Annotated in this window: 19 protein-coding genes and 3 tRNA genes; 16 read left to right on the top strand and 6 right to left on the bottom strand. The window is 50.2% G+C overall.

Annotated features, from left to right (window positions below):
• Positions 1 to 3: 3 nt before the first annotated feature.
• Genes trpD through CWE09_RS05265 form a run of 3 tightly spaced genes read right to left on the bottom strand, consistent with a single transcriptional unit; the run spans position 4 to position 3,193 of the window.
• On the bottom strand, positions 4 to 1,005 hold the full coding sequence (gene trpD / locus CWE09_RS05275; protein WP_126802953.1) for an anthranilate phosphoribosyltransferase: 1,002 nt from the start codon (positions 1,003 to 1,005) through the stop codon (positions 4 to 6).
• Positions 993 to 1,613, bottom strand: coding sequence for an aminodeoxychorismate/anthranilate synthase component II (locus CWE09_RS05270; protein ID WP_126802952.1), 621 nt, complete (start codon positions 1,611 to 1,613; stop codon positions 993 to 995). The genes trpD and CWE09_RS05270 overlap by 13 nt, the downstream gene beginning before the upstream one ends.
• Positions 1,613 to 3,193 (bottom strand): anthranilate synthase component 1, encoded by a 1,581-nt coding sequence (locus tag CWE09_RS05265; RefSeq protein WP_126802951.1) that lies wholly within the window; start codon positions 3,191 to 3,193, stop codon positions 1,613 to 1,615. Before CWE09_RS05265 ends, CWE09_RS05270 begins: the two co-directional genes overlap by 1 nt.
• A 353-nt stretch (positions 3,194 to 3,546) precedes the next feature.
• Here CWE09_RS05265 and CWE09_RS05260 point away from each other — a divergent pair, with 353 nt between their 5' ends.
• Genes CWE09_RS05260 through CWE09_RS05235 form a run of 6 tightly spaced genes read left to right on the top strand, consistent with a single transcriptional unit; the run spans position 3,547 to position 8,487 of the window.
• Positions 3,547 to 4,392, top strand: coding sequence for a PHP domain-containing protein (locus tag CWE09_RS05260; RefSeq protein WP_126802950.1), 846 nt, complete (start codon positions 3,547 to 3,549; stop codon positions 4,390 to 4,392).
• A gap of 7 nt (positions 4,393 to 4,399) precedes the next feature.
• Positions 4,400 to 5,023, top strand: a complete 624-nt coding sequence (locus tag CWE09_RS05255; RefSeq protein WP_126802949.1) for an L-threonylcarbamoyladenylate synthase — start codon at positions 4,400 to 4,402, stop codon at positions 5,021 to 5,023.
• Between the two features lie 18 nt (positions 5,024 to 5,041).
• The gene (locus CWE09_RS05250) at positions 5,042 to 5,866 is read left to right on the top strand and encodes a segregation and condensation protein A (RefSeq protein WP_126802948.1); all 825 of its coding nucleotides are present in this window, start codon (positions 5,042 to 5,044) and stop codon (positions 5,864 to 5,866) included.
• Positions 5,863 to 6,474: an SMC-Scp complex subunit ScpB gene (scpB, locus tag CWE09_RS05245; protein ID WP_126802947.1), complete on the top strand. Its 612-nt coding sequence runs from the start codon at positions 5,863 to 5,865 to the stop codon at positions 6,472 to 6,474. Before CWE09_RS05250 ends, scpB begins: the two co-directional genes overlap by 4 nt.
• Before the next feature lie 2 nt (positions 6,475 to 6,476).
• The gene (gene rluB / locus CWE09_RS05240; RefSeq protein WP_126802946.1) at positions 6,477 to 7,451 is read left to right on the top strand and encodes a 23S rRNA pseudouridine(2605) synthase RluB; all 975 of its coding nucleotides are present in this window, start codon (positions 6,477 to 6,479) and stop codon (positions 7,449 to 7,451) included.
• Positions 7,432 to 8,487, top strand: a complete 1,056-nt coding sequence (locus CWE09_RS05235; RefSeq protein ID WP_126802945.1) for an agmatine deiminase family protein — start codon at positions 7,432 to 7,434, stop codon at positions 8,485 to 8,487. The genes rluB and CWE09_RS05235 overlap by 20 nt, the downstream gene beginning before the upstream one ends.
• Here CWE09_RS05235 and CWE09_RS05230 read toward each other — a convergent pair.
• Positions 8,468 to 9,139 (bottom strand): SIMPL domain-containing protein, encoded by a 672-nt coding sequence (locus CWE09_RS05230; RefSeq protein WP_126802944.1) that lies wholly within the window; start codon positions 9,137 to 9,139, stop codon positions 8,468 to 8,470. The genes CWE09_RS05235 and CWE09_RS05230 overlap by 20 nt on opposite strands.
• An 81-nt stretch (positions 9,140 to 9,220) precedes the next feature.
• On the opposite strand from CWE09_RS05230, the gene CWE09_RS05225 reads away from it, so the two are divergent.
• The 10 genes from CWE09_RS05225 to CWE09_RS05180 all read left to right on the top strand — a co-directional run bounded on the left by CWE09_RS05225 (position 9,221) and on the right by CWE09_RS05180 (position 17,670).
• Positions 9,221 to 9,694, top strand: coding sequence for a regulatory protein RecX (locus CWE09_RS05225; RefSeq protein ID WP_126802943.1), 474 nt, complete (start codon positions 9,221 to 9,223; stop codon positions 9,692 to 9,694).
• Between the two features lie 115 nt (positions 9,695 to 9,809).
• The gene (gene alaS, locus CWE09_RS05220; RefSeq protein ID WP_126802942.1) at positions 9,810 to 12,410 is read left to right on the top strand and encodes an alanine--tRNA ligase; all 2,601 of its coding nucleotides are present in this window, start codon (positions 9,810 to 9,812) and stop codon (positions 12,408 to 12,410) included.
• Positions 12,411 to 12,614: 204 nt separating this feature from the next.
• Positions 12,615 to 12,809 carry a carbon storage regulator CsrA gene (gene csrA / locus CWE09_RS05215; RefSeq protein ID WP_126802941.1) on the top strand — a complete coding sequence of 65 codons (195 nt, stop codon included), beginning with the start codon at positions 12,615 to 12,617 and terminating at the stop codon, positions 12,807 to 12,809.
• Positions 12,810 to 12,974: 165 nt separating this feature from the next.
• Positions 12,975 to 13,067, top strand: a tRNA-Ser gene (locus CWE09_RS05210).
• 52 nt (positions 13,068 to 13,119) lie between these two features.
• Positions 13,120 to 13,196: transfer RNA gene (locus tag CWE09_RS05205), tRNA-Arg, on the top strand.
• A gap of 32 nt (positions 13,197 to 13,228) precedes the next feature.
• Positions 13,229 to 13,305: transfer RNA gene (locus CWE09_RS05200), tRNA-Arg, on the top strand.
• A gap of 120 nt (positions 13,306 to 13,425) precedes the next feature.
• Positions 13,426 to 13,653 (top strand): OadG family protein, encoded by a 228-nt coding sequence (locus CWE09_RS05195; protein WP_126802940.1) that lies wholly within the window; start codon positions 13,426 to 13,428, stop codon positions 13,651 to 13,653.
• 23 nt (positions 13,654 to 13,676) lie between these two features.
• Complete coding sequence (gene oadA, locus CWE09_RS05190; protein WP_126802939.1) at positions 13,677 to 15,506, top strand: sodium-extruding oxaloacetate decarboxylase subunit alpha; 1,830 nt, start codon at positions 13,677 to 13,679, stop codon at positions 15,504 to 15,506.
• Between the two features lie 60 nt (positions 15,507 to 15,566).
• Positions 15,567 to 16,640 carry a sodium ion-translocating decarboxylase subunit beta gene (locus CWE09_RS05185; protein WP_198679728.1) on the top strand — a complete coding sequence of 358 codons (1,074 nt, stop codon included), beginning with the start codon at positions 15,567 to 15,569 and terminating at the stop codon, positions 16,638 to 16,640.
• Positions 16,641 to 16,920: 280 nt separating this feature from the next.
• Positions 16,921 to 17,670, top strand: a complete 750-nt coding sequence (locus CWE09_RS05180) for a hypothetical protein (RefSeq protein WP_126802937.1) — start codon at positions 16,921 to 16,923, stop codon at positions 17,668 to 17,670.
• A gap of 8 nt (positions 17,671 to 17,678) precedes the next feature.
• On the opposite strand, the gene CWE09_RS14195 is transcribed toward CWE09_RS05180, so the two are convergent.
• Both CWE09_RS14195 and CWE09_RS05175 read right to left on the bottom strand, forming a co-directional pair.
• The gene (locus CWE09_RS14195) at positions 17,679 to 17,846 is read right to left on the bottom strand and encodes a hypothetical protein (protein WP_198679621.1); all 168 of its coding nucleotides are present in this window, start codon (positions 17,844 to 17,846) and stop codon (positions 17,679 to 17,681) included.
• On the bottom strand, positions 17,843 to 20,455 hold the full coding sequence (locus tag CWE09_RS05175; protein WP_241974302.1) for a response regulator: 2,613 nt from the start codon (positions 20,453 to 20,455) through the stop codon (positions 17,843 to 17,845). The genes CWE09_RS14195 and CWE09_RS05175 overlap by 4 nt, the downstream gene beginning before the upstream one ends.
• Between the last annotated feature and the right edge of the window lie 85 nt (positions 20,456 to 20,540).

Here is a 20,540-nt window from a genome sequence, read left to right as displayed (position 1 = left end):
AGCTTAGCTGATTCCTTGTTGCATACGGGTGAGGTGAGCGGCGGCATGGCCTTCTGAGAGGTGCTGCAGAACCGCGGCGGTGGCATCCTGCAAGCTGTCGCTGGACCCTGTCATATAAAGCAGCGCCGCGACGTTCATAGCAATAGCATCGCGGTGCTCGGGTTTGCCCTGACCTTCCAGTACCGCCTTTAACAAACGTGCATTCTGATCCGCGTCGCCGCCTCGCAGGCTGCTTATTGGCGCGTCCTGTACGCCAAAGTCAGTCGGATTTAATTCGTATTCCTGAATCTGCTCCTGATTGACTTCGACTACTCGGGTCGGTCCGTGCAATGCGATTTCATCCAGCCCGGTGCCATGCACAACCATGGCCCGGGGGCATCCGAGCAGCTGCAGGGTTTCTGCCATAGGGCGGCAAAGTTCAGGTTTATAAACCCCGAGCAGCTGTACCTGAGGTTGAGCTGGATTGATCAACGGACCGAGCAGGTTAAACAGGGTTCGGGTTTTCAGTTCCTGCCGGGTGGGCATGGCGTATTTAACGCCCGGATGATAATGGGGCGCAAACAGAAAGCAGAAGTTATGCTTGTCGAGCATCTTGCGCGCGTTATCCGGAGTACCGTCCAGAGGAATATGCAGAGATTCAAGTACGTCGGCTGAACCGGAGCGGGAGGAGACACTGCGGTTTCCATGTTTGGCAACGGCGACCCCCATACTGGCGGCCACCAGTGCCGCAGCGGTAGAAATATTAATGGTATTACTGCCATCACCGCCTGTACCACAGGTGTCGGCAATCGGATAATCCGGAGCGGGAAAGGGTTTTGCAGCGCCCCGCAATGCTTTGGCCGCACCGGCTATTTCCGCCGGCGTTTCGCCGCGTATTTTCATGGCGACTAACATGCCTGCGATCTGGGCATCGGTGAGCTGACCGGCAATCAGGTGCTGAAAGAGCTTTTCAGTGGCTGCCAGGTCAAGGGTTTCGCCGTCTAGTACTCGCGCTAATTCTTGCATTCAAGTTTCTCCGCCTGGGCTAAAAGGTAGTTAACGGTATTTTGTAGCAGGCTACTGCCATAAGTTGTCATTATTGATTCGGGATGAAACTGGTAGCCAATGCTGGCGTTTTTCGCATCATAGAGTGCCATCGGAATGTTTTCGTAGCTGGCGATAATCTGTACCTGTTCGGGGACCTGGATAGCTTGCAGAGAATGATAGCGAGCTACCTGCAAGGGCGAACTCAGGCCTTCAAAAACAGGATGGGGACTCAACTGCAGAGCACTGGTTTTACCATGCATGACGAATTCCGCACGACCGACGCTGCCTCCGGCATGTTCGATCAATGCCTGAAAACCAAGGCAAATACCCAGCATGGGAAAGCGGCCACTGGCTTTTTCTAACAGCTCGGGTAAGCAACCCGCTTCGCTGGGGTGGCCTGGACCCGGCGACAAACAAAGCAGCACTGGCTCTTTTTGCGCCGCCTGTTGCATGCGCTGAATAATAGTATCTGCTGCCACCTGATTCCGGTAAACCTCCAGTTCAAAACCCAGCTGAGCAAGTTCATCAACCAGGTTGTAGGCAAAGCTGTCGACATTATCGAGTAAAAAAATACGTCCGTTACTCATTATAGGATCTCCGCTGTCTGGCTGCGTTGAATGGCGTTGATCACAGCCTGTGCTTTATTTTCGGTTTCGGCCACTTCAGCGCTGGGCACTGAGTCATAGACCACGCCAGCACCCGCCTGAACTACCGCAGTGCCGTCGCGAACCAGGGCTGAGCGAATAATAATGCAGGTATCCATGTCGCCCTGACCGGTCAGGTAACCAACGGCGCCCCCGTAACTGCCGCGACGTTCATTTTCGACCTCACGGATAAGCCGTGAAGCACTGATTTTAGGTGCTCCGGTCAGGGTGCCCATATTCATGCAAGCGCGGTAAGCATCCAGTGCGTCAAGTTCAGGGCGTAGCTGAGCCACCACTCGGGAGACCAGGTGCATGACATGGGAATAGCGGTCGGTCTTTAGCAAGTCAGCGACGTAGCGGCTGCCAGTGATAGCGATGCGAGCCAGGTCATTACGTGCCAGGTCCACCAGCATCATGTGTTCTGCCAGCTCTTTCTGGTCATTGCGCAGGTCCAGTTCAATACGCGAATCAAGGTCGGGGCGGATATTGCCCTGGGCATCTTTGCCACGTATACGGGTACCAGCAATAGGGTAAAGCTCGACCTGGTTATTCTGACTTTGATATTTTAATGCGGACTCAGGCGAGGCACCGAAGAGTTCAAAATCAGCGCTTTTCACATAGAACATATACGGGCTGGGGTTATCAGATTTAAGCTGTTGGTAGGCAGTGAGCGCATCAGAGCAGGGCAGTTTAAACTGGCGCGATGGCACGACCTGAAAAATATCGCCGGCAATAATGGACTCTTTTAGTTTATCTACATTGGCGGCAAAAGTGGCTGCATCTGGTGTGGCAATAACATCAGCAGGCATACCGCCAGTCACCGCTGGCACCGCCTGGGGTAGCTGCAGACGAGCACTTAACTCGCCCATGCGCTGGCACAAATGCTGATGGCGTTTATCAATATCAGGTCCGGAAAAGAGGCTTCCGATAAGTTCGGTACGCTGCGCCTGATGGTCCATAATCAGCAGGGTTTCTGACAGATAAAACACATAATCCGGACAGTTGTTGTGGCCTTCGGGCACTGCAGGCAGCTGTTCAAAGCTGGCAATCAGGTCGTAACCGAAGATACCGCCAAGAAAGATGGCAAAAGGGTGCTCGCGAGTATTTCTTAATTGTTGCTGTAACACCCGCAGTGGTGTCAGGTTACTGACACTGCGCAGTCGCTGATCTTCATTCAGGTCCGGATCGGGAGGTGGGCAGCTCAGAGTGAGTTCATCAGCATCCTGAGTAACGTCCAGTTGTGTTTGTACCTGTTCGACAAACCAGGGTAACAAAGCACGGCCACTGTCGCTCAATGCCTTTACCTTTACTTCCTGTCCATAGCAGGTCAGGCGTAATGCGGCGTCGACCATTAACAGACTTTTCAGATTGGTTTTGGAATCGACCTCGGCGGACTCGAGTAAAATATGCTCGCCGTTTTTATCCTGTAGTGTGTTTAACACGCTCAGTGGGTCGGCCTGGTAATCCAGTATCATACTGATAGGCGTTACCTGACCAGGTTGTATAGAAAGCGATGGCTGCATGCCGGAAACTCCTGTCGCTGATTAAAAATAAGAGCACTGCTTAAGTCAGCGGGCCGCCCATAAAAAAAGCCCGCTAATTAGGCGGGCCTTCTGTACGATACTTAGTTGTTATGCATTTCTAACTTGCGCACACACCAGCGTACATCACCCGCTTATTGCTGTGATGCCACCACCAACGACCATGAAATGCAGTCTTCGCTGTGCGCATAAGTTAATTTTCTCCGTAAAGAAACAAAACAAGTTGTCTAACAATTAGAGATACCATAACGGGCCAGGCAGCTGGCTGTCAAGAACAAAGGCAGAGAAAGGTGCTCAGCATAGCGAAATCAGTGTAAAACGGGTATGATACGGGCATGAGAATAGACTTACATTGTCACACCACAGCCTCTGACGGCAAGCTGACACCTGTTGAGATAGTACAGCGTGCGCATACTATGCAGATTCGTTATCTGTCGATTACCGATCACGATACTGTTGCCGGCATTGAAGCGGCACAGCAGGCGGCAGCAAAGCTGCCGGCCAGCAGCCCGCTGCATATTATTCCTGGCGTCGAAATCAGTTGTCGCTGGCAGGGTTTTGAAATACATATATTAGGCTGGCAGATGGACACAGAAGCTGCTGAGCTGGCTCAATTGTTGGAGCAACAGCATGTGCGACGCCGCGAACGCGCCGCTCAGATAGCCGAAAAGTTGCAGGCGGCTGGCGTGTCCCGGCAAGCTCTTGATAAGGTGGCTGCGAGCTCCAGCGATAACCTGACGCGTAAGCACTTTGCCGATGCTATGGTTGCCGCTGGCGATGTTAAAGATATCGACAGTGCTTTTCGTCGTTATCTAGGCAAAGGCAACTGTGCTTATGTGCAGCCGGAGTGGTGTAGCATTGAGGAAGCGGTGGCGGCGATTCAAAGCGCTGGCGGTTATGCGGGACTGGCACACCCATTGGCATATCAATTGAGCAGCAAATGGCTAAAACGCCTGCTGCGTGACTTTAGCGCCGCGGGTGGTGATGCACTTGAGGTAGCCAGTGGTCAACAGGAAAAGCTGCACCGTCAGCAACTTGCTGAATTAGCTAATGATTATAAACTTAAGGCATCGGCGGGCTCAGATTTTCATGGACCCAGTCAGTGGCGTGAGCTGGGCCGCAATTTACAGCTACCAGAAATCAGTGAACCTGTGTGGCAAAGCTGGTCATTAACGGAATAAATGCAACATGAGTCAATTTTTTCAGATACACCCGGAAAATCCACAACAGCGATTGATACAGCAGGCGGTCAACCTGATTCGTCAAGGCCATGTGGTGGTTTACCCCACCGACTCCGGTTATGCAATTGGCTGTCACATCGGCGACAAAGACTCGCTGACCCAGATTTGCCGTATTCGTGAAATCGGCAAGGACCATAACTTTACGCTGATGTGCCGTGATTTGTCCGAACTTTCGGTCTATGCCCGTGTTGATAACACGGCCTTCCGGTTACTTAAAAACAATACGCCAGGTCCTTATACCTTTGTGCTGAAGGGCACTAAAGAAGTCCCTAAGCGGCTGCTTAACCCGAAACGTAAAACCATCGGGTTGCGGGTGCCGGAAAATCCGATTGCGATGGCGATGCTGGAAGAGCTGAACGAACCCTTAATGTCGACCAGCCTGATTTTGCCTGGTCATGAAATGGCGGAGTCGGACCCGGAACGCATTCGTGACCTGCTGGAAAAACAGGTAGGGCTTATTGTGGATGGCGGCAGCATTGGTGAAAAACCAACTACCGTGGTTGATTTAGCCGATGACGAAATGGTTATTCGTCGTGTCGGGCAGGGTGATCCCAGCCCTTTTCAGCTCTGAGCAGGCAGATATCCGCTGATGAGTGAGAAGTCGCCGGAACAACAGTCTCTGCCTCTGGGTTTTGTGCGCGGCGAGCCGGTTTTTGAACAACCGGAGAATCTGTACATTCCGCCAGACGCTTTGGAGCTGATGCTGGATTCTTTCAGTGGCCCTATGGATTTATTGCTGTATTTAATCCGGCGTCAGCAGCTGGATATTCTGGATTTACCGATTTTAGATATCACGCGCCAGTATATGGCTTACGTTGAGCTGATGCGTGAATTGAAACTGGAGTTAGCGGCGGATTATCTGGTCATGGCGGCGATGCTGGCGGAAATTAAGAGCCGCTTATTATTGCCTAAACCACCGACTGAAGATGATGAAGAAGAGGACCCCAGAGCGGAGCTGATTCGGCGATTACGCGAATATGAAATTGTCCGTGAGGGTGCCGGGCAACTGGATGCTCAACCGCAACAGGAGCGTGATTTCTTTGTTGCCACGGCGCAGCCGCAGATTGAAGAACAACCCGCTGCACCGCCGCAAATAGGACTTGATGATCTGTTACAGGCGATGAAGTCAGTGATGCAACAGGTGGATGCACAACAGCATCACCATATCAGCCGGGAAAGATTATCGACTCGTGAACGCATGAGCCAGATCCTGGATCGTCTGCAGCAGGGGCAGCGGGTCACCTTTTCCGAACTGTTCACCCGCACCGAAGGCCGGGCTGGTGTGGTGGTTAGCTTTCTGGCCTTGCTTGAACTGAACAAGGAAGGCATGATCCGCTTAACTCAGGCAGATAGTTTTTCTGTTATTTATGTCGATGCAGGAACTATGGCGGTGAGTCAGGAGGAACTGGCATGATATCGGATACGCAATTAAAACAACTGGTAGAGGCCGCTTTATTTGCAGCGGATCAGGCCCTGACTCTGGACCAGTTGCAGCAGGGTGTGCTGGCGGGTTATAAGCTGAACCGCCCCCGTTTACGGCAGGTTCTGGATGATTTAATAGCAGACTACCAGGAACGTGGGGTACAATTAGTGGAAGTGGCATCGGGTTATCGTTTTCAGACCCGTGCTGATCTGGCACCAGCACTGGCGCAAATGTGGTCGGAACGGGCTCCCCGTTATTCCGCGGCATTGCTGGAAACGCTGGCCTTAATAGCCTGGCGACAGCCCATCACCCGCGGTGAAATTGAAGCGGTGCGGGGGGTGTCGGTAAGCACTAGCATTATGCGTACGCTGCAGGAACGGGACTGGGTTAAAATTGTCGGTCAGAAAGAAGTGCCCGGCAGACCTTCTTTATATGCCACTACCAAAACGTTTTTAGATTATTTTTCTCTGCAATCTATTGCAGACCTGCCAGCGCTGGCGGAACAGCGACCAGAGCTGGAACTTATGGCGGAACAAGATGACGCCAGTGAACAGAGCGACACGCGAGAGCGTGGCGAAACTAAGGCTATGTTGCATTAACTATGACTGAGAAGTTACAGAAAGTATTGGCCCGTTCAGGGCATGGTTCACGTCGCGAGATTGAACAGAAAATTGCTGACGGCCGCATTCGCGTTAATGGGCATGTGGCGCAGCTCGGTGAGCGCATTGATGGTAATGCGGATGTGCTTATTGATGGCCACCGGGTGGTGGTTAAAGATGAAGCCTCCCAGGTATGTCGTGTGCTCATGTATCACAAACCTGAGGGTGAGCTGGTTACCCGCAAGGATCCGGAAGGGCGGGCTACTGTCTATGACCGTTTGCAAAAACTCCATGGTGCGCGCTGGATTGCGGTAGGCCGACTGGATGTGAACACGTCTGGATTATTGCTGTTTACTACCGATGGTGAGCTGGCGAATCGCTTAATGCACCCCAGTCGCGAAGTTGAACGCGAGTATGCGGTACGGGTGTTCGGTGAAGTCAGCCAGCACCACCTGCATAACCTGCGTGGCGGAGTTAAATTAGAAGATGGTCCGGCGCGTTTCCGGCGTATTGTGCATACCGGTGGGGAAGGCATGAACCAATGGTTTAATGTCACTCTGACGGAAGGGCGTAATCGCGAAGTACGGCGCTTATGGGAATCTCAGGGGCTGCAGGTGAGCCGTCTGATACGGGTTCGTTATGGTGACGTGTTACTGGAGAAAGGGCTGGTACAGGGTGCCTGGATTGAAATGCCGCTGGAGCGCGTTAACTACTTACGTAAACTGGTCGGTATGGAAGCCGAATTACAAAGTTTCGTTAATGTGGTGGATAAAAAAGACGGTCAGCGGAAATTGCAGCAGGCACGCCGTGCTGTGCGTCGTAACCGTGCAGAGAAGGCCGATCCCCGGGCGCAGGCTAAACAAAAAGCCAGTGCCGCAGCCAAGCCTAAAGCAAAACCGAAAGGCAAAATAAAGAGCAAACCGCAAAGTAGTCGCCGCAATAACCCGCAATCGGATAATGGCAGCTCTTCTTCCTGAGTGGTCACCGCGTCGTGCTCTTTGCCTGCGCTGGCCCTGGCGGCCTGATATCTGGCCTGATGCTGGATTAGCAGCGCAGCGTAGCCTGATTAAGCTGCTGCAGGATATCGAACCCTTAATGAGGACGCTTGAGATGCAGGTGGTGGTGCAGGTCACTGCCGCCTGTTATCAACAGGCGGCCGCTCAGCTGCCTGTCTATGTCCGTTTGCAGCAAGCTACTTATGCCGATATCTGGTTGCGCGACAGCGGTCCTTTCTATACCGCAGACGGGCAAGCCTGGTTAGCCGGCTTTAACGGCTGGCAGGGATTGGATCCGGCTTACCATGATGATCTTATCGGACGCCAACAGTTACTGGAAAGCTTCGCACTGCAGGCATCTGAATTGCCCCTGGTCTTAGAGGGCGGAAGCTTGCACACCGACGGCGCTGGTACTGCGGTTTATGTTGCCAGTAGCGTTTTAACCGCAGGGCGCAATCCTGCTCTGAGCCATTCGCAATTCGCCGCAATGCTTGCGACTTATCTGGGTATTGAGCAGTTGCTGGCGCTGCCTGAGGGGCTGAGTTGCGATGAAACCGGGGGGCATGTCGATAATCTGCTGTGTTTTCTGGATGCGCAGCATATTGCGGTAACTCTTCCGGATAGCCCAACGCACCCTGAGTATGAGCGCTGTTACCGGGTTTTCACTGAGCTCCAGGGCTTATGTAACCTGCAAGGCCACCCTTTTACTCTTATCCCTTTACCGCTGCCACAGTTGTACTTAAGTCGTGCTGAAGCGCAAGCGATTCAGCCTGTCGAAGGTGTTTTTGCGCGGCGGCCGGGCATGCCGTTGAGCGCCAGTTATTGCAATGGTATTTGTCTGCCCGGTTATTATCTGTTGCCAGTGTTTGGTTGTGAAGAAGACAGCATTGCGCTGGATCGTTTACAGCAAGCATTACCGGACTTTACTATTGTGTCGGTAGACGCACGGGATTTATTGGTGGGTGGGGGTGGCTGGCATTGCGCCAGCCATACCTTGCCTACTGTAGTCGAAAGGTAACTTCAATACGTGCAGTCACTTCCTGTTGACCAGGTTCTGAGAGGTTAATAGCGCTGGACTCGGCGCGCATAAATAAGCCAGGTCCTCCGCCTTCGCTGAGTTCGCGGATATTAACAATATCACCCAGTTCACGATTACTGTGTTTGGCCATTAACTGCGCTTTATTGTGGGCTTCATCGACGGCGTTTAACAGCGCTTGCTGCGCCAGCTCACTGCTGTCGGCGATGATATAATTGATTTGACCGACGCGGGTGACTCCCTGAGCCAGGGCAAAGTCGATCAGGTGATCAAAGTCATCAGTATTACGCAGCGTGATTTGAATCTGACGGGACACTAAAAAACCTTTCTGCCGGGTTTGATTGTTATGGCGTTCATACTGAGGCTGGATGCGTAGCTGGTAAGAACTCATGTCTTCGCGGGCAACATCACGTTGCTGCAGATCACGCAAAATAGTTTCAGTAATCTGATCCGCGCGAGTTTTGAGCGGGCTTAATTTGCCACCTTCAGCTTCTACCCAAAGACTAAACTGAATGGTGTCAGGAACTCCCTGAGCGGTTCCCGAGGCCTGTACCTGTATTGTATCATCTGCCTGCGCCAGCGAACTCAAACTGAATAACGCAATGCTTATAAGTATCCATAACTTGTGTGACATAACTGATTTTCCTAAATTGAGTTGCAGATTTTGAGTATGGCTTGCTATAAAGGTTCCCGCACTTATATTCCGGAGTAATTAATGAAAGCGGATGCAGAAGAAGATGTAAAGGCGATTGAGCATCGAGCGGTGCATTTGCTGGGGCGCCGTGAGCACAGTGCAGCGGAATTAAAACGTAAACTGCGGCAAAAAGGCTTTGCTGCAGAGCCTATAGATGAAGTGCTGGAGCTACTCGCTGAACGCGGTTGGCAAAGCGATCAACGGTTTACCGAAAGTTATATCCGGCAGCGTATAGAAAATGGTTATGGACCGTTAAAAATTCGTTTTGATCTACAGCAAAAAGGCATTGCGTCCTCGATGATTGAAGAATTACTGGCAGCGCAGGAAACGGATTGGGTAGAACTGGCCCGGCAGCGTTATGTGCGCCGCTTCGGTGAAACACCGGCAGCAGACGAAAAAGAACGGGCGCGCCGCTTGCGTCATTTGTATCAGCGCGGTTTTTTACCGGATCAGGTACGTACTGCCTACCATCGTATTGAGCAGCAGGAAGGGTGATTTTGCGGCTGCTTTTTGCTGTATTTTCATGCTATTCTTGACCCCTTAAATATTTTCATGAAGTCGTTGTGGGCCTTGCCCCAACCTTGAATTGACGAACAGTTAGGATTATCGAATGACTATGACCAGCGCTGAAATTCGTTCCGCGTTTCTTAATTATTTTGCTGACCGCGGCCATGAAATCGTACCCAGTGGCTCGCTGATCCCCCATAACGACGACACCCTGCTGTTTACTAATGCCGGTATGGTGCCTTTTAAAGACGTATTTCTGGGCTCGGACAAGCGTAACTACACCCGGGCAACCAGTGCGCAGCGCTGTGTGCGTGCCGGTGGTAAACACAACGATCTGGAAAATGTTGGCTATACCGCACGTCATCATACGTTTTTTGAAATGCTGGGTAATTTCAGTTTTGGCGATTATTTTAAGCGCGAGGCTATTCAGTATTCATGGGACTTTCTGACAAAAGAGTTAAAGCTTCCGGCTGAGAAACTCTGGGTTACCATTTTTGAAACTGACGATGAAGCGCATGATATCTGGGTTAATGAAATCGGCGTGCCTGCGGATCGCGTTAGTCGGATTGGCGAAAAAGATAATTTCTGGTCAATGGGCGATACCGGTCCCTGCGGCCCCTGTTCGGAAATATTTTTTGACCATGGTGAAGAGGTTTGGGGTGGACCACCGGGTACACCGGAAGAAGATGGCGACCGCTATATAGAGATCTGGAACCTGGTTTTCATGCAGTATAACCGACAGCCTGGCGGGGAAATGCAACCCTTAGCCAAGCAGTCGATTGATACGGGTATGGGACTGGAGCGCATTGCCGCAATCATGCAGGGTGTGCATTCTAATTATGAAACCGACACCTTTCAGGCCCTGATTAAAGCAGCCGCTACCCAGGTCGGTGTGGATGATTTACAAGAGCAGTCGTTACGTGTCATTGCTGATCATATCCGTTCCTGCTCTTTTTTAATTGTAGACGGCGTATTGCCTTCAAATGAAGGCCGTGGCTATGTACTGCGCCGTATTATCCGTCGTGCGGTACGCCATGGTAATAAACTAGGCGCTGATGAACCCTTTTTCTATCGTTTAGTCGATGGCCTGATTAAAGAGATGGGTGAGGCTTATCCTGAGCTTGCTCAAAATCAGCAGCGCATTGAACAGGCATTATTGCAGGAAGAGCAACAATTCGCGCGAACTTTGCAGCGTGGCTTGAGCATTCTGGATGACGCTTTAAGCGAGCTTAGCGGCGACATTATCCCGGGCGACATTGCTTTTAAACTCTACGATACCTACGGCTTTCCGTTGGATTTAACTGCCGATGTGGCACGCGAACGCGGTGTTAAGGTCGACGAGCAGGGTTTTGCGGATGCGATGGATGAACAGCGCAGCCGCGCCCAACAGGCTTCTCAATTCACCACTGATTACAGCAAGCAGATTAAGTCCGAACAGGTTACTGAATTTAGTGGTTATGCGCAGTCTGAAGACAGTTCTGAAGTGGTTGAATTATTCCATGAAGGGCAATCGGTGGAGCGTCTGGAAGCCGGGCAAAGTGGTGTGGTTGTGCTGGCACGCACACCTTTTTATGCTGAGAGTGGCGGTCAGGTAGGTGACACAGGTACCCTTAGTCAGGGTGATGCAGTGGCCTTTAATGTGACTGATACCCAGTACCTGGGCAAAGCCATAGGTCACCAGGGCGAAGCTGTGATGGCATTAAGTTGTGGCATGCAGTTAAGTGCGGTGATTGATGCTCAGCGTCGGGAGGCGATAAAGGGCAATCACAGCGCGACGCATCTTATTCATGAAGCCCTGCGTCGTGTACTCGGTGAACATGTTAATCAAAAAGGCTCGTTAGTGGATGCCGAACGACTGCGTTTTGACTTTGCCCACGGTCAGCCAGTGACTGCTGAAGAGCTGCGTGCGATTGAAGCACAGGTGAGCGAAGAAATACGTCGTAATACTGAACTTACTACCGCGGTAATGCCCATTGAAGACGCCAAAGCCAAAGGTGCAATGGCGTTATTTGGTGAAAAGTATGATGATAAGGTAAGAGTCGTGCAAATGGGGGACTATTCACTGGAACTTTGTGGCGGTACGCACGTCCACCGTACAGGTGATATCGGTTGTTTCCGTATTTTACAGGAAAGCGGTATAGCGTCGGGAGTTCGTCGCATAGAAGCGACCACTGGTAGTGCAGCCATTCGACATACCCAGCATCAACAACAACAATTGCAACAATTGGCAGAGTTAACCCGTACTGATCAATCTGCCCTGGTTCCCCGTATACAACAGTTGACTGACAAGCAAAAGCAGCAAGAAAAGCTGATTGCAGAATTACAGCAACAGTTAAGCCAGCAGGCTGGTGCAAATCTGATTGACCAGGTTCAGGATATTGCTGGCCACAAAGTCATAGTGGCTGAACTGAAGGGTACTGAAGCCAAGGCCTTACGGGGTATGGTCGATGATCTTAAGAATCAGTTGGGTGAAGGTATTATAGTGTTAGCTACTTCCGAAGCTAACAAAGTTAGCTTGATCGTGGGCGTTACTAAGAGTCTCACCGACAAAGTTAAAGCCGGGGAACTGGTCAATCATCTTGCCTCCCAGGTAGGCGGTAAAGGTGGTGGACGGCCAGATATGGCGCAGGCTGGAGGCAATCAGCCTGAGAATATCGGCAGTGCCCTGGCTAGCGTGGAGAACTGGCTAACTGAAAAACTCTGAACTAAGGTTTTAAAGGGCTTCAGGGAACCTGTGTTATGCTTATGAAGCTAACCTAGGCTGGTAACCGAGCGTGTAGCACGTCATGGCACTATGAGTTTTATTATAGTGTTATTCAAATAGAGGCTGGTAGTATGCCTCTTCCTGTAGCAAGTAATTGTTGCCGGAGCCGGGCATACTGGGAATTTGTATTGAAGGAGCAGACGAATGTTGATCTTAACCCGCCGAGTTGGCGAAACCCTGATGATTGGTGATGATGTCACTGTCACAGTATTGGGTGTGAAAGGTAATCAGGTTCGAATTGGAGTGAATGCACCGAAAGATGTGTCGGTACATCGGGAAGAGATTTATATGCGCATTCAGGCTGAGAAAGGTGAAGCGTCCGACGAGCAAAATGATTAGACACAAAGCTGGCTTTAGCCAGCTTTTGTTTATTCCCTGCAACTGAACACATAGAGTGCAGGTTATTTCACCGTATTGGCTAAATAACCTGCAAACAGCCCCCGCCATTGAAAAAAGCGTTTGACATATTTTGGCAAGTCGCTATCATTCTGCCCCACAAGTCGCGGTGAGGTGGCCGAGCGGCTGAAGGCGCTCCCCTGCTAAGGGAGTATGGGGTTTGTAGCCTCATCGAGGGTTCGAATCCCTCCCTCACCGCCAGTTTTTATTTGTTTGCTAAAACTGGAAGTGGCTTGTATTAGGAAAAGACGACGCGCTCGTAGCTCAGCTGGATAGAGTACCTGGCTACGAACCAGGCGGTCGGAGGTTCGAATCCTCCCGAGCGCGCCATTTTTTCTTATTATCTATTACCCCAATACAGCGCGCTCGTAGCTCAGCTGGATAGAGTACCTGGCTACGAACCAGGCGGTCGGAGGTTCGAATCCTCCCGAGCGCGCCATTTCTTTTAGTTTTTCTTCTCTTTCCGACTTTAGTTGCAAGCTGCTAACAACTTATTAACATTGCATTTTTGCTTCCTTTCCGCTGTAATAAACACAAATTGGAAGAAGAGACTTTCGTTATGAATTCGTTATTTGCTGATGCTGGCAATTTAATGCTAATTGGCATGTTTACTGTATTCTGCTTTTTACTCGTTCTGACTGCCTGTGTCAGTGCGCTGACCCATTTTACCGCAGAGGCTCCGGTAGCAGCTGAAACTCCGGCAGCCAGTTCGTCCGGTCAGCCCAGTTCTGAGCAACTGGCTGTTATCAGCAGCGCTGTGCAGCAATATCGCAAGTCAAAACAATAACTAATACCTCGGGAGTGCACTTCATGAGTAAGCCTTTATATATCACCGATGTGGTGCTGCGCGATGGACATCAGTCGTTACTGGCTACGCGCATGCGCCTGGATGATATGTTGCCGATAGCCGAAAAACTGGATCAGGTTGGCTACTGGTCACTGGAAACCTGGGGCGGCGCCACCTTTGACTCCTGTATTCGTTACCTCGGGGAAGATCCCTGGGAACGTATTCGGGAGTTGAAAAAAGCCATGCCGAATACACCGCAACAGATGCTACTACGCGGGCAGAATCTGCTCGGTTATCGCCACTACGCGGATGATGTAGTAAAACGTTTCGTAGAACGGGCTAAAACAAGTGGCGTGGATGTGTTTCGTATTTTTGATGCCATGAACGATGTGCGCAATTTACGCACAGCGGTTGAGGCCACTATTGCTAATGATGGCCATGCTCAGGGCACTATGTCCTATACGGTAAGCCCAGTGCATACCCAGGAAAAGTGGGTAGAAATGGCAAAAGAACTGGCCGATATGGGATGCCATTCAATCTGCATCAAAGACATGGCCGGTTTGTTACGTCCCTATGAAGCTGAAAAGCTCATCACGGCGCTTAAAGAGGCGATTGATATTCCCATCGCGATGCAGTGCCACGCGACCACAGGATTGAGTACAGCGACTTACCAGAAAGCTATCGATGCTGGCATTGATATGCTGGACACTTCTATTTCGTCAATGAGCATGACCTACGGCCATTCAGCCACAGAAACTATAGTCGCTATGGTTGAAGGAACAGAACGGGATACCGGGCTGTCGTTACCCTTATTGGAAGAGATCGCGGCTTATTTCCGTGAAGTACGCAAAAAATACGCCCAGTTTGAAGGCTCATTGAAAGGCGTAGATGCGCGGATTTTACTGGCCCAGGTGCCAGGCGGCATGTTAACTAACATGGAAGGGCAGCTGAAAGAGCAGGGTGCCTTGGATAAATTTGACCAGGTACTGCAGGAAATTCCTGACGTACGTAAAGATTTGGGCTACATCCCGCTGGTTACACCAACTTCACAAATTGTAGGCACTCAGGCGGTATTGAATGTACTGACCGGAGAGCGCTATAAGTCGATCTCCAAAGAAACCGCTGCGGTATTAAAAGGCGAATACGGTGCCACGGCAGCACCGGTTAACGAAGAACTGCAGAAACGGGTGCTTGAGGGCGCGGAACCTATGACCTGTCGGCCGGCTGATAAGCTGGACGACGAAATGCAGCGTCTGAGCAAAGAGCTGAAAGCAAAATCGAAAGAAATGGACTTTAAGCTGGCGGATGCTGAGGAAGATGACGTCTTAACCTATGCGCTGTTCCCTGATGTTGGGCTTAAGTTTTTGAAAAATCGGGGTAACCCGGATGCGTTCGAACCTAAACCTGGTTCTGAGGCAGCGTCCGACGCGGCCCCTGAAAGCGACACTAAAGGCCAGAAGGTATCCTCTTCTGAGAGCCGTAAAGGCGGCGTAGAGCGTTATGACGTTAGTGTAGATGGTAAAACCTTTGCGGTGCAGGTGGGGCCTGATGGCAGCCTGGCGGCCAGTGAGAAAAGCAATAAACCAGAACCTAGCGAGAGCGCTTCTGAAGAAGAACCCGTTGCTGATGGTGATGAGTTCGTAGTTACTGCGCCTTTAGCTGGCAATATGTGGAAACATAAAGTGAAAGTGGGCGACAAAGTCGAAGAAGGCGATATTCTGGTGATCCTTGAAGCCATGAAAATGGAAACTGAGGTTCGCGCTGAGAAGGGAGGCACCGTATCCCGCCTGATCGCCAAAGAAGGTGATAGTGTGCAGGTTGGCGATGAGCTGGTCGCGGTAAAAGGAGCTTAACACGTGGAAGACTTGCAAACCCTGTGGGCCAGCACTGGCGTGGCGAATCTGCAGTGGGGCATGCTGCTGATGATAGCCGTAGGTGCCTTGCTTATTTTCCTGGCTATTCGTTATAAATTTGAACCGCTTTTATTATTACCTATAGGGTTTGGTGCCATCCTGACCAACATCCCACTGGCCGGCATGGGCGACCCTGGCGGCTTGCTTTATTATGTTTATGAAATAGGTATTAGCACGGGTGTCTTTCCCTTACTAATTTTTCTCGGTGTGGGTGCGATGACCGATTTCAGTGCTGTGCTGGCGAATCCGAAGATGTTCATTCTGGGCGCTGCGGCACAGTTTGGCATTTTTGCGACTCTGATCGGAGCCGTTGCTCTGAACTGGGTGCCAGGCATGGAGTTTACTCTGGAGCAGGCGGCCGCTATAGCCATTATCGGTGGTGCAGACGGGCCTACGGCGATCTATCTGTCGTCGCAGATAGCACCTGAGTTACTGGGCGCCATTGCAGTAGCCGCTTATTCCTACATGGCACTGGTGCCGGTGATTCAGCCGCCGATCATGCGTTTGTTTACCACGAAAGCTGAACGTCAGATCAAGATGAAGCAGCTTAAGCCGGTGTCTAAAAAGGCGAAGATTCTGTTTCCGCTGATGGTCCTTATTCTGACGGCATTGTTATTACCCACAGCGGCACCTTTGGTGGGCATGTTGTGTTTAGGTAATTTATTGCGTGAATCAGGTGTAGTGGATCGTTTGAGTAATGCCGCGCAGAACGAAATTATCAACATAGTAACTATCTTTCTGGGGCTGGCGGTCGGCGCGCAATTATCGGCGACTTCATTCCTTAACCTGCAGACTTTAGGCATCCTGTTGTTAGGTGCGGTTGCTTTCGTGATAGGCACAGCAGCAGGTGTGCTGATGGCAAAACTCATGAATCTGCTCAGTAAAGAGCAGATCAATCCATTGATTGGTGCAGCAGGAGTCTCTGCAGTGCCGATGGCAGCTCGTGTGGTAAACAAAGAAGGCCTGGCGGCGAACCCGCAGAACTTCCTGCTGATGCACGCTATGGGTCCTAACGTAGCTGGTGTACTGGGTTCTGCAGTGGCCGCGGGTATTCTGCTGGCGCTGGTGGTTTAAATTTTAGTGTAAGCACTTTATAAAAATGAATCACCGACTTTCCTGGCATAATGTGAAGTCGGTGATCATATTAGCTCAACCATTAAAAAAGCATCTCCCACCATATTGAACTTCATCCAGGTTGCATATACTCTCTAAATAAATCTGGTTAAATTTCATACAAAAAGGGCTTTGGCAATATTATCAGCCAAACCAGAGTACTTTGTGGATGAATTGGATTACAGGAAGGGGCTAAGTAATTGGGCCCTTAGCTAAGATCGACTGATGAGGACACCGTCTGATGAAGTTCATAGCTCTGGTGGCAGGTACTCGCGCCCGTTATTATTTATGGGCAGTCGCCTTAGTTAGTGTTTGTTTTACCTTCTTTGTCGCAGTGAATTACAATGATTCACTGTTAATAACCCTGGCTGTTTTAGGTAGTGGGGCATTTATTTCAATACTTGTAATAAATGCAAGGGTAACAAGAATAAAGGGCAAAAAAGAGGTATTTTCCGAGGTCACCTCAAACGAAGGCGAAAGCGCTAGCAGTGAAAGGTCGAAGCAAATGACCTTTGTAAATATCGTGACAAGTGTCTATTATTCGGCGATTCTGGCGTTGATTACTACCGGTATGGCTCTCCTTATTGCACTAACCTCGAGTAGTTTACTGTTGTTAATATGGGCGATTTTAGCCAGTTGTGTGGCTATTTCTGAATACATAGTCGATGCCACTATCGATAAAGCGCTACGCAGACAGCGCTCATTATCCAGGATCCTGTCGAACCAGGCAAAAAGTGTGGATAATACTGATCGGTCTTCCGCTGAGGTTAATAAACAAAAGACCTTCATAGAGCTATTGGCGAGCATTAATGAAACTTATTTTTTCGGTTTTCTCGCGCTTTTTTATGGGACTATCACTATATTTGCAGCCTCTATGAGTACTAATTTAGTAGTGATAACAATAATGATCCTGGTTGTCTGTTACTCTATTGCGGCCTGTGTAGCCAGTGCCACTGTAGACGAGGCACAGCGGCGAATCAGACCGCAGTGAAACTTGTCTCAGGTAACAAACCACATCAGGGTATAAAAAGCGGCAATGACGCTGCTGATCACCAGGATGTAGATAAACCCCTGTTTACCATCTTTCAGGCGATGTCCGTTCATGGTCAGGTAAGTAATCCAAAGCAGACATAAAACCAGTGGAATAAGAAATAAAAGTCGTATCATGAAGCATTTTCTCCGTCTTTGGACTGATTGAGTCTGGTGAGATCCTGCGCTGCCTGCTCCGCTTCATTGAGCAGTTTATCCAGCCCGGTAATTTGATCGGCAACCCCGGCAATATCGCCTTTTTTCATCGCTTCTTCAAGGCGACTGGCTTTTTTCTCGATATTAATTAGACCTAAGTTTGCTGACGCGCCTTTTAATGAGTGAAAGTAACGTCGGGCTTCGTCATGCTGGCCCCGTGTTATGAATTCCGAGACTTTCATGGCGCTTTGGGAGTAGCTCTCTACGAGCTGCGAGATAAGGCGTGTATAAAGCTCACTGTTATGGTTTAAGCGAGCCAGAGCGGACGCAAACTCGATGCCTTTTACCTGGGGATATTTATAAGCGGTTGTACTGGGTTCAGTAACAAAGTCCGTTGCCGGCTCTGAATCTGCTTCATAAGGGCCGGGCACTGCCCACTTGATAATTTGTCCTAGCAGAGCGTCTTCATCAATAGGTTTAGGTATATGCCCCTGCATACCTGCCGCCAGCGACTTCTCTGCGTCGCCACTCATGGCATTCGCGGTCATAGCTACTATGGGCAACTGCTGATAACTGTAGAGCTGACGAATGCTCTCTGCCGCGCGATAACCGTCCATGACCGGCATTTGTATGTCCATCAGTACTAGCGCATAGGCTTTTTTCTGCACCATTTGCAGGGCAACTTCACCATGCTCGGCGATATCCACTTCAAAACCATGACCGCTAAGCATTTCCCGGGCCACATGCTGGTTGATTTCATTGTCTTCCACAACCAGCAAAGGAGCGCCGTAGAGTGCTTTGGGTATCTTTTCTGAAAGCGCGCTGGCAGCTTTACTTTTTTCCTGTTTGTTGCCATATATCGCGGAGCTGAGCACGCGGGCCAGAGTGGCGGTTGTATAAGGTTTGGTAATAAAATCAGAGGCGCCCACTGTTTTCGCTTTCTCGGCCAGTTCTTCGGCGTAGTAACCTGTGGCCAGTATGGTTTTGGGCAGTTGGTCCGGGTCCAGCTCCTGTTGCATGCGTTCCACTAAGGACAAGCCGTCCATGCCGGGCAGGCGCCAGTCGATTAAGGCAACCTGATAGGGATTGCCTTCGTCCTGTGCCTGTTGCATTAACTCAAGCCCTTGCTCTGCACTGCGACAGACTTTAGCTTCCATGTGATAGGAGCGGAGTAGCTCATAGAGCATTTCCCGGGTACTTAAATTATCGTCGATAGCCAGGATCCGGGTGCCTTGCAGCCGCTCCAACAGTAACTGATGATGGGATACGTCCTGACTGTCCTGAATGGGCAGGGTGATTTCAATATAAAAAGTTGAGCCCTGGTTAGTTGAGCTAATCACGCCAATATCACCCTGCATCAGCTGAATCAGACGCCGTGATATGGCAAGCCCGAGTCCGGTACCGCCAAACTGACGAGTGGTGGAGGTATCTGCCTGGGTAAAAGCCTGGAAAAGGTTTGCGCGTTGCTCTTCGTCCATGCCAATGCCAGTATCTGTTACTGATATGCGTAGCCAGACTTTTTCTTTATTTAAGTCCAGCAGGGTACAGGAGACGTTAATTTCACCTTCATCGGTGAACTTAATGGCGTTGCTGACCAGATTTACCAGTACCTGATTAAGACGCATAGGATCGCCAATCAGCATCGTTGGGATATTAGCTGGCAGGTTAATAATAAATTCCAGATCTTTATCGTAGGCTTTGTAAGCAAACATATCTGCCAGGGTGCTTAAAACCTCATCCAGATCAAAAGGAATGCGCTCTATGGTTAACTTATTGGCTTCTATTTTAGAGAAATCCAGAATGTCGTTGATAACGCCAAGCAGAGCGTTGGATGATGAATTAATGACTTTCAAATAACGTTGCTGTTTAGGATCCAGTTCGGTTTTTAAAGCCAGGTTTGCCATACCTACAATAGCGTTAATAGGGGAGCGTATTTCATGGCTCATATTGGCCAGGAAGTCGCTCTTCGACTGGTTAGCTTTTTCGGTAGCTTCTTTAGAGGCGGCCATTTCAGTGTTTGCAGCTTTAATCGCTGAAATGTCGTAATAACTACCGAGCACACCGATCAATTGGTTGTCTTTGTCGTATAAAGGCGCGCTGGCGTGTTCAACCCAACGCTCTTTATACTGATTTTTACTACTGAGTGTTAGTTTAAGTTCGGTACTGATGGTAGCTTTTTGGCAGCTTAGAGTGCTGCGGTCACGTTCCAGTAGACAGGGATTATTTTGCAATTCTTTTACTTCAGAATCGAGCAGGCCAGCCTCCGATATTTTATCCGCAAGGCTAAAGTCGTCGAGGAAGGCCCGATTGGCACCGATAATTCGTAAGTCCTGATCGCGCCAGTAGACCCGGTTGGGCAAGTCATTAAAAACCTGCTGTAAGACCTGAGAACTGTCTGAGGCGAGATTGTCTTCTGCCTTCAGCGGCTGCGGTTTCATGCTCACAATGGCACCCAGAAGCACTAATAAAAAAGCGCTTAACAGTGACACTACAGGAGGGCTGAGCAGTATGGCGGGCACCATTACTAGACAAAGCCACCAGAAATGCCGTTGTAAAATATTAACTCGTTGAGGGCTAAACAAAACTTTCAAGTTACACTCCCTGCGCTGTAATTTGCGTTGGAATATGGCACACTAGGCCGCATAATAGCAGGAAATATATAGGAATTGCTGTGCC

It is taken from the genome of Aliidiomarina minuta (genome assembly GCF_003987145.1).
In the GTDB taxonomy this organism is placed as follows: Bacteria; Pseudomonadota; Gammaproteobacteria; order Enterobacterales; family Alteromonadaceae; genus Aliidiomarina; species Aliidiomarina minuta.
The sequence above is the reverse complement of the archived record's forward strand: the minus strand, read 5'-3'. Positions and strand labels throughout refer to the sequence as shown.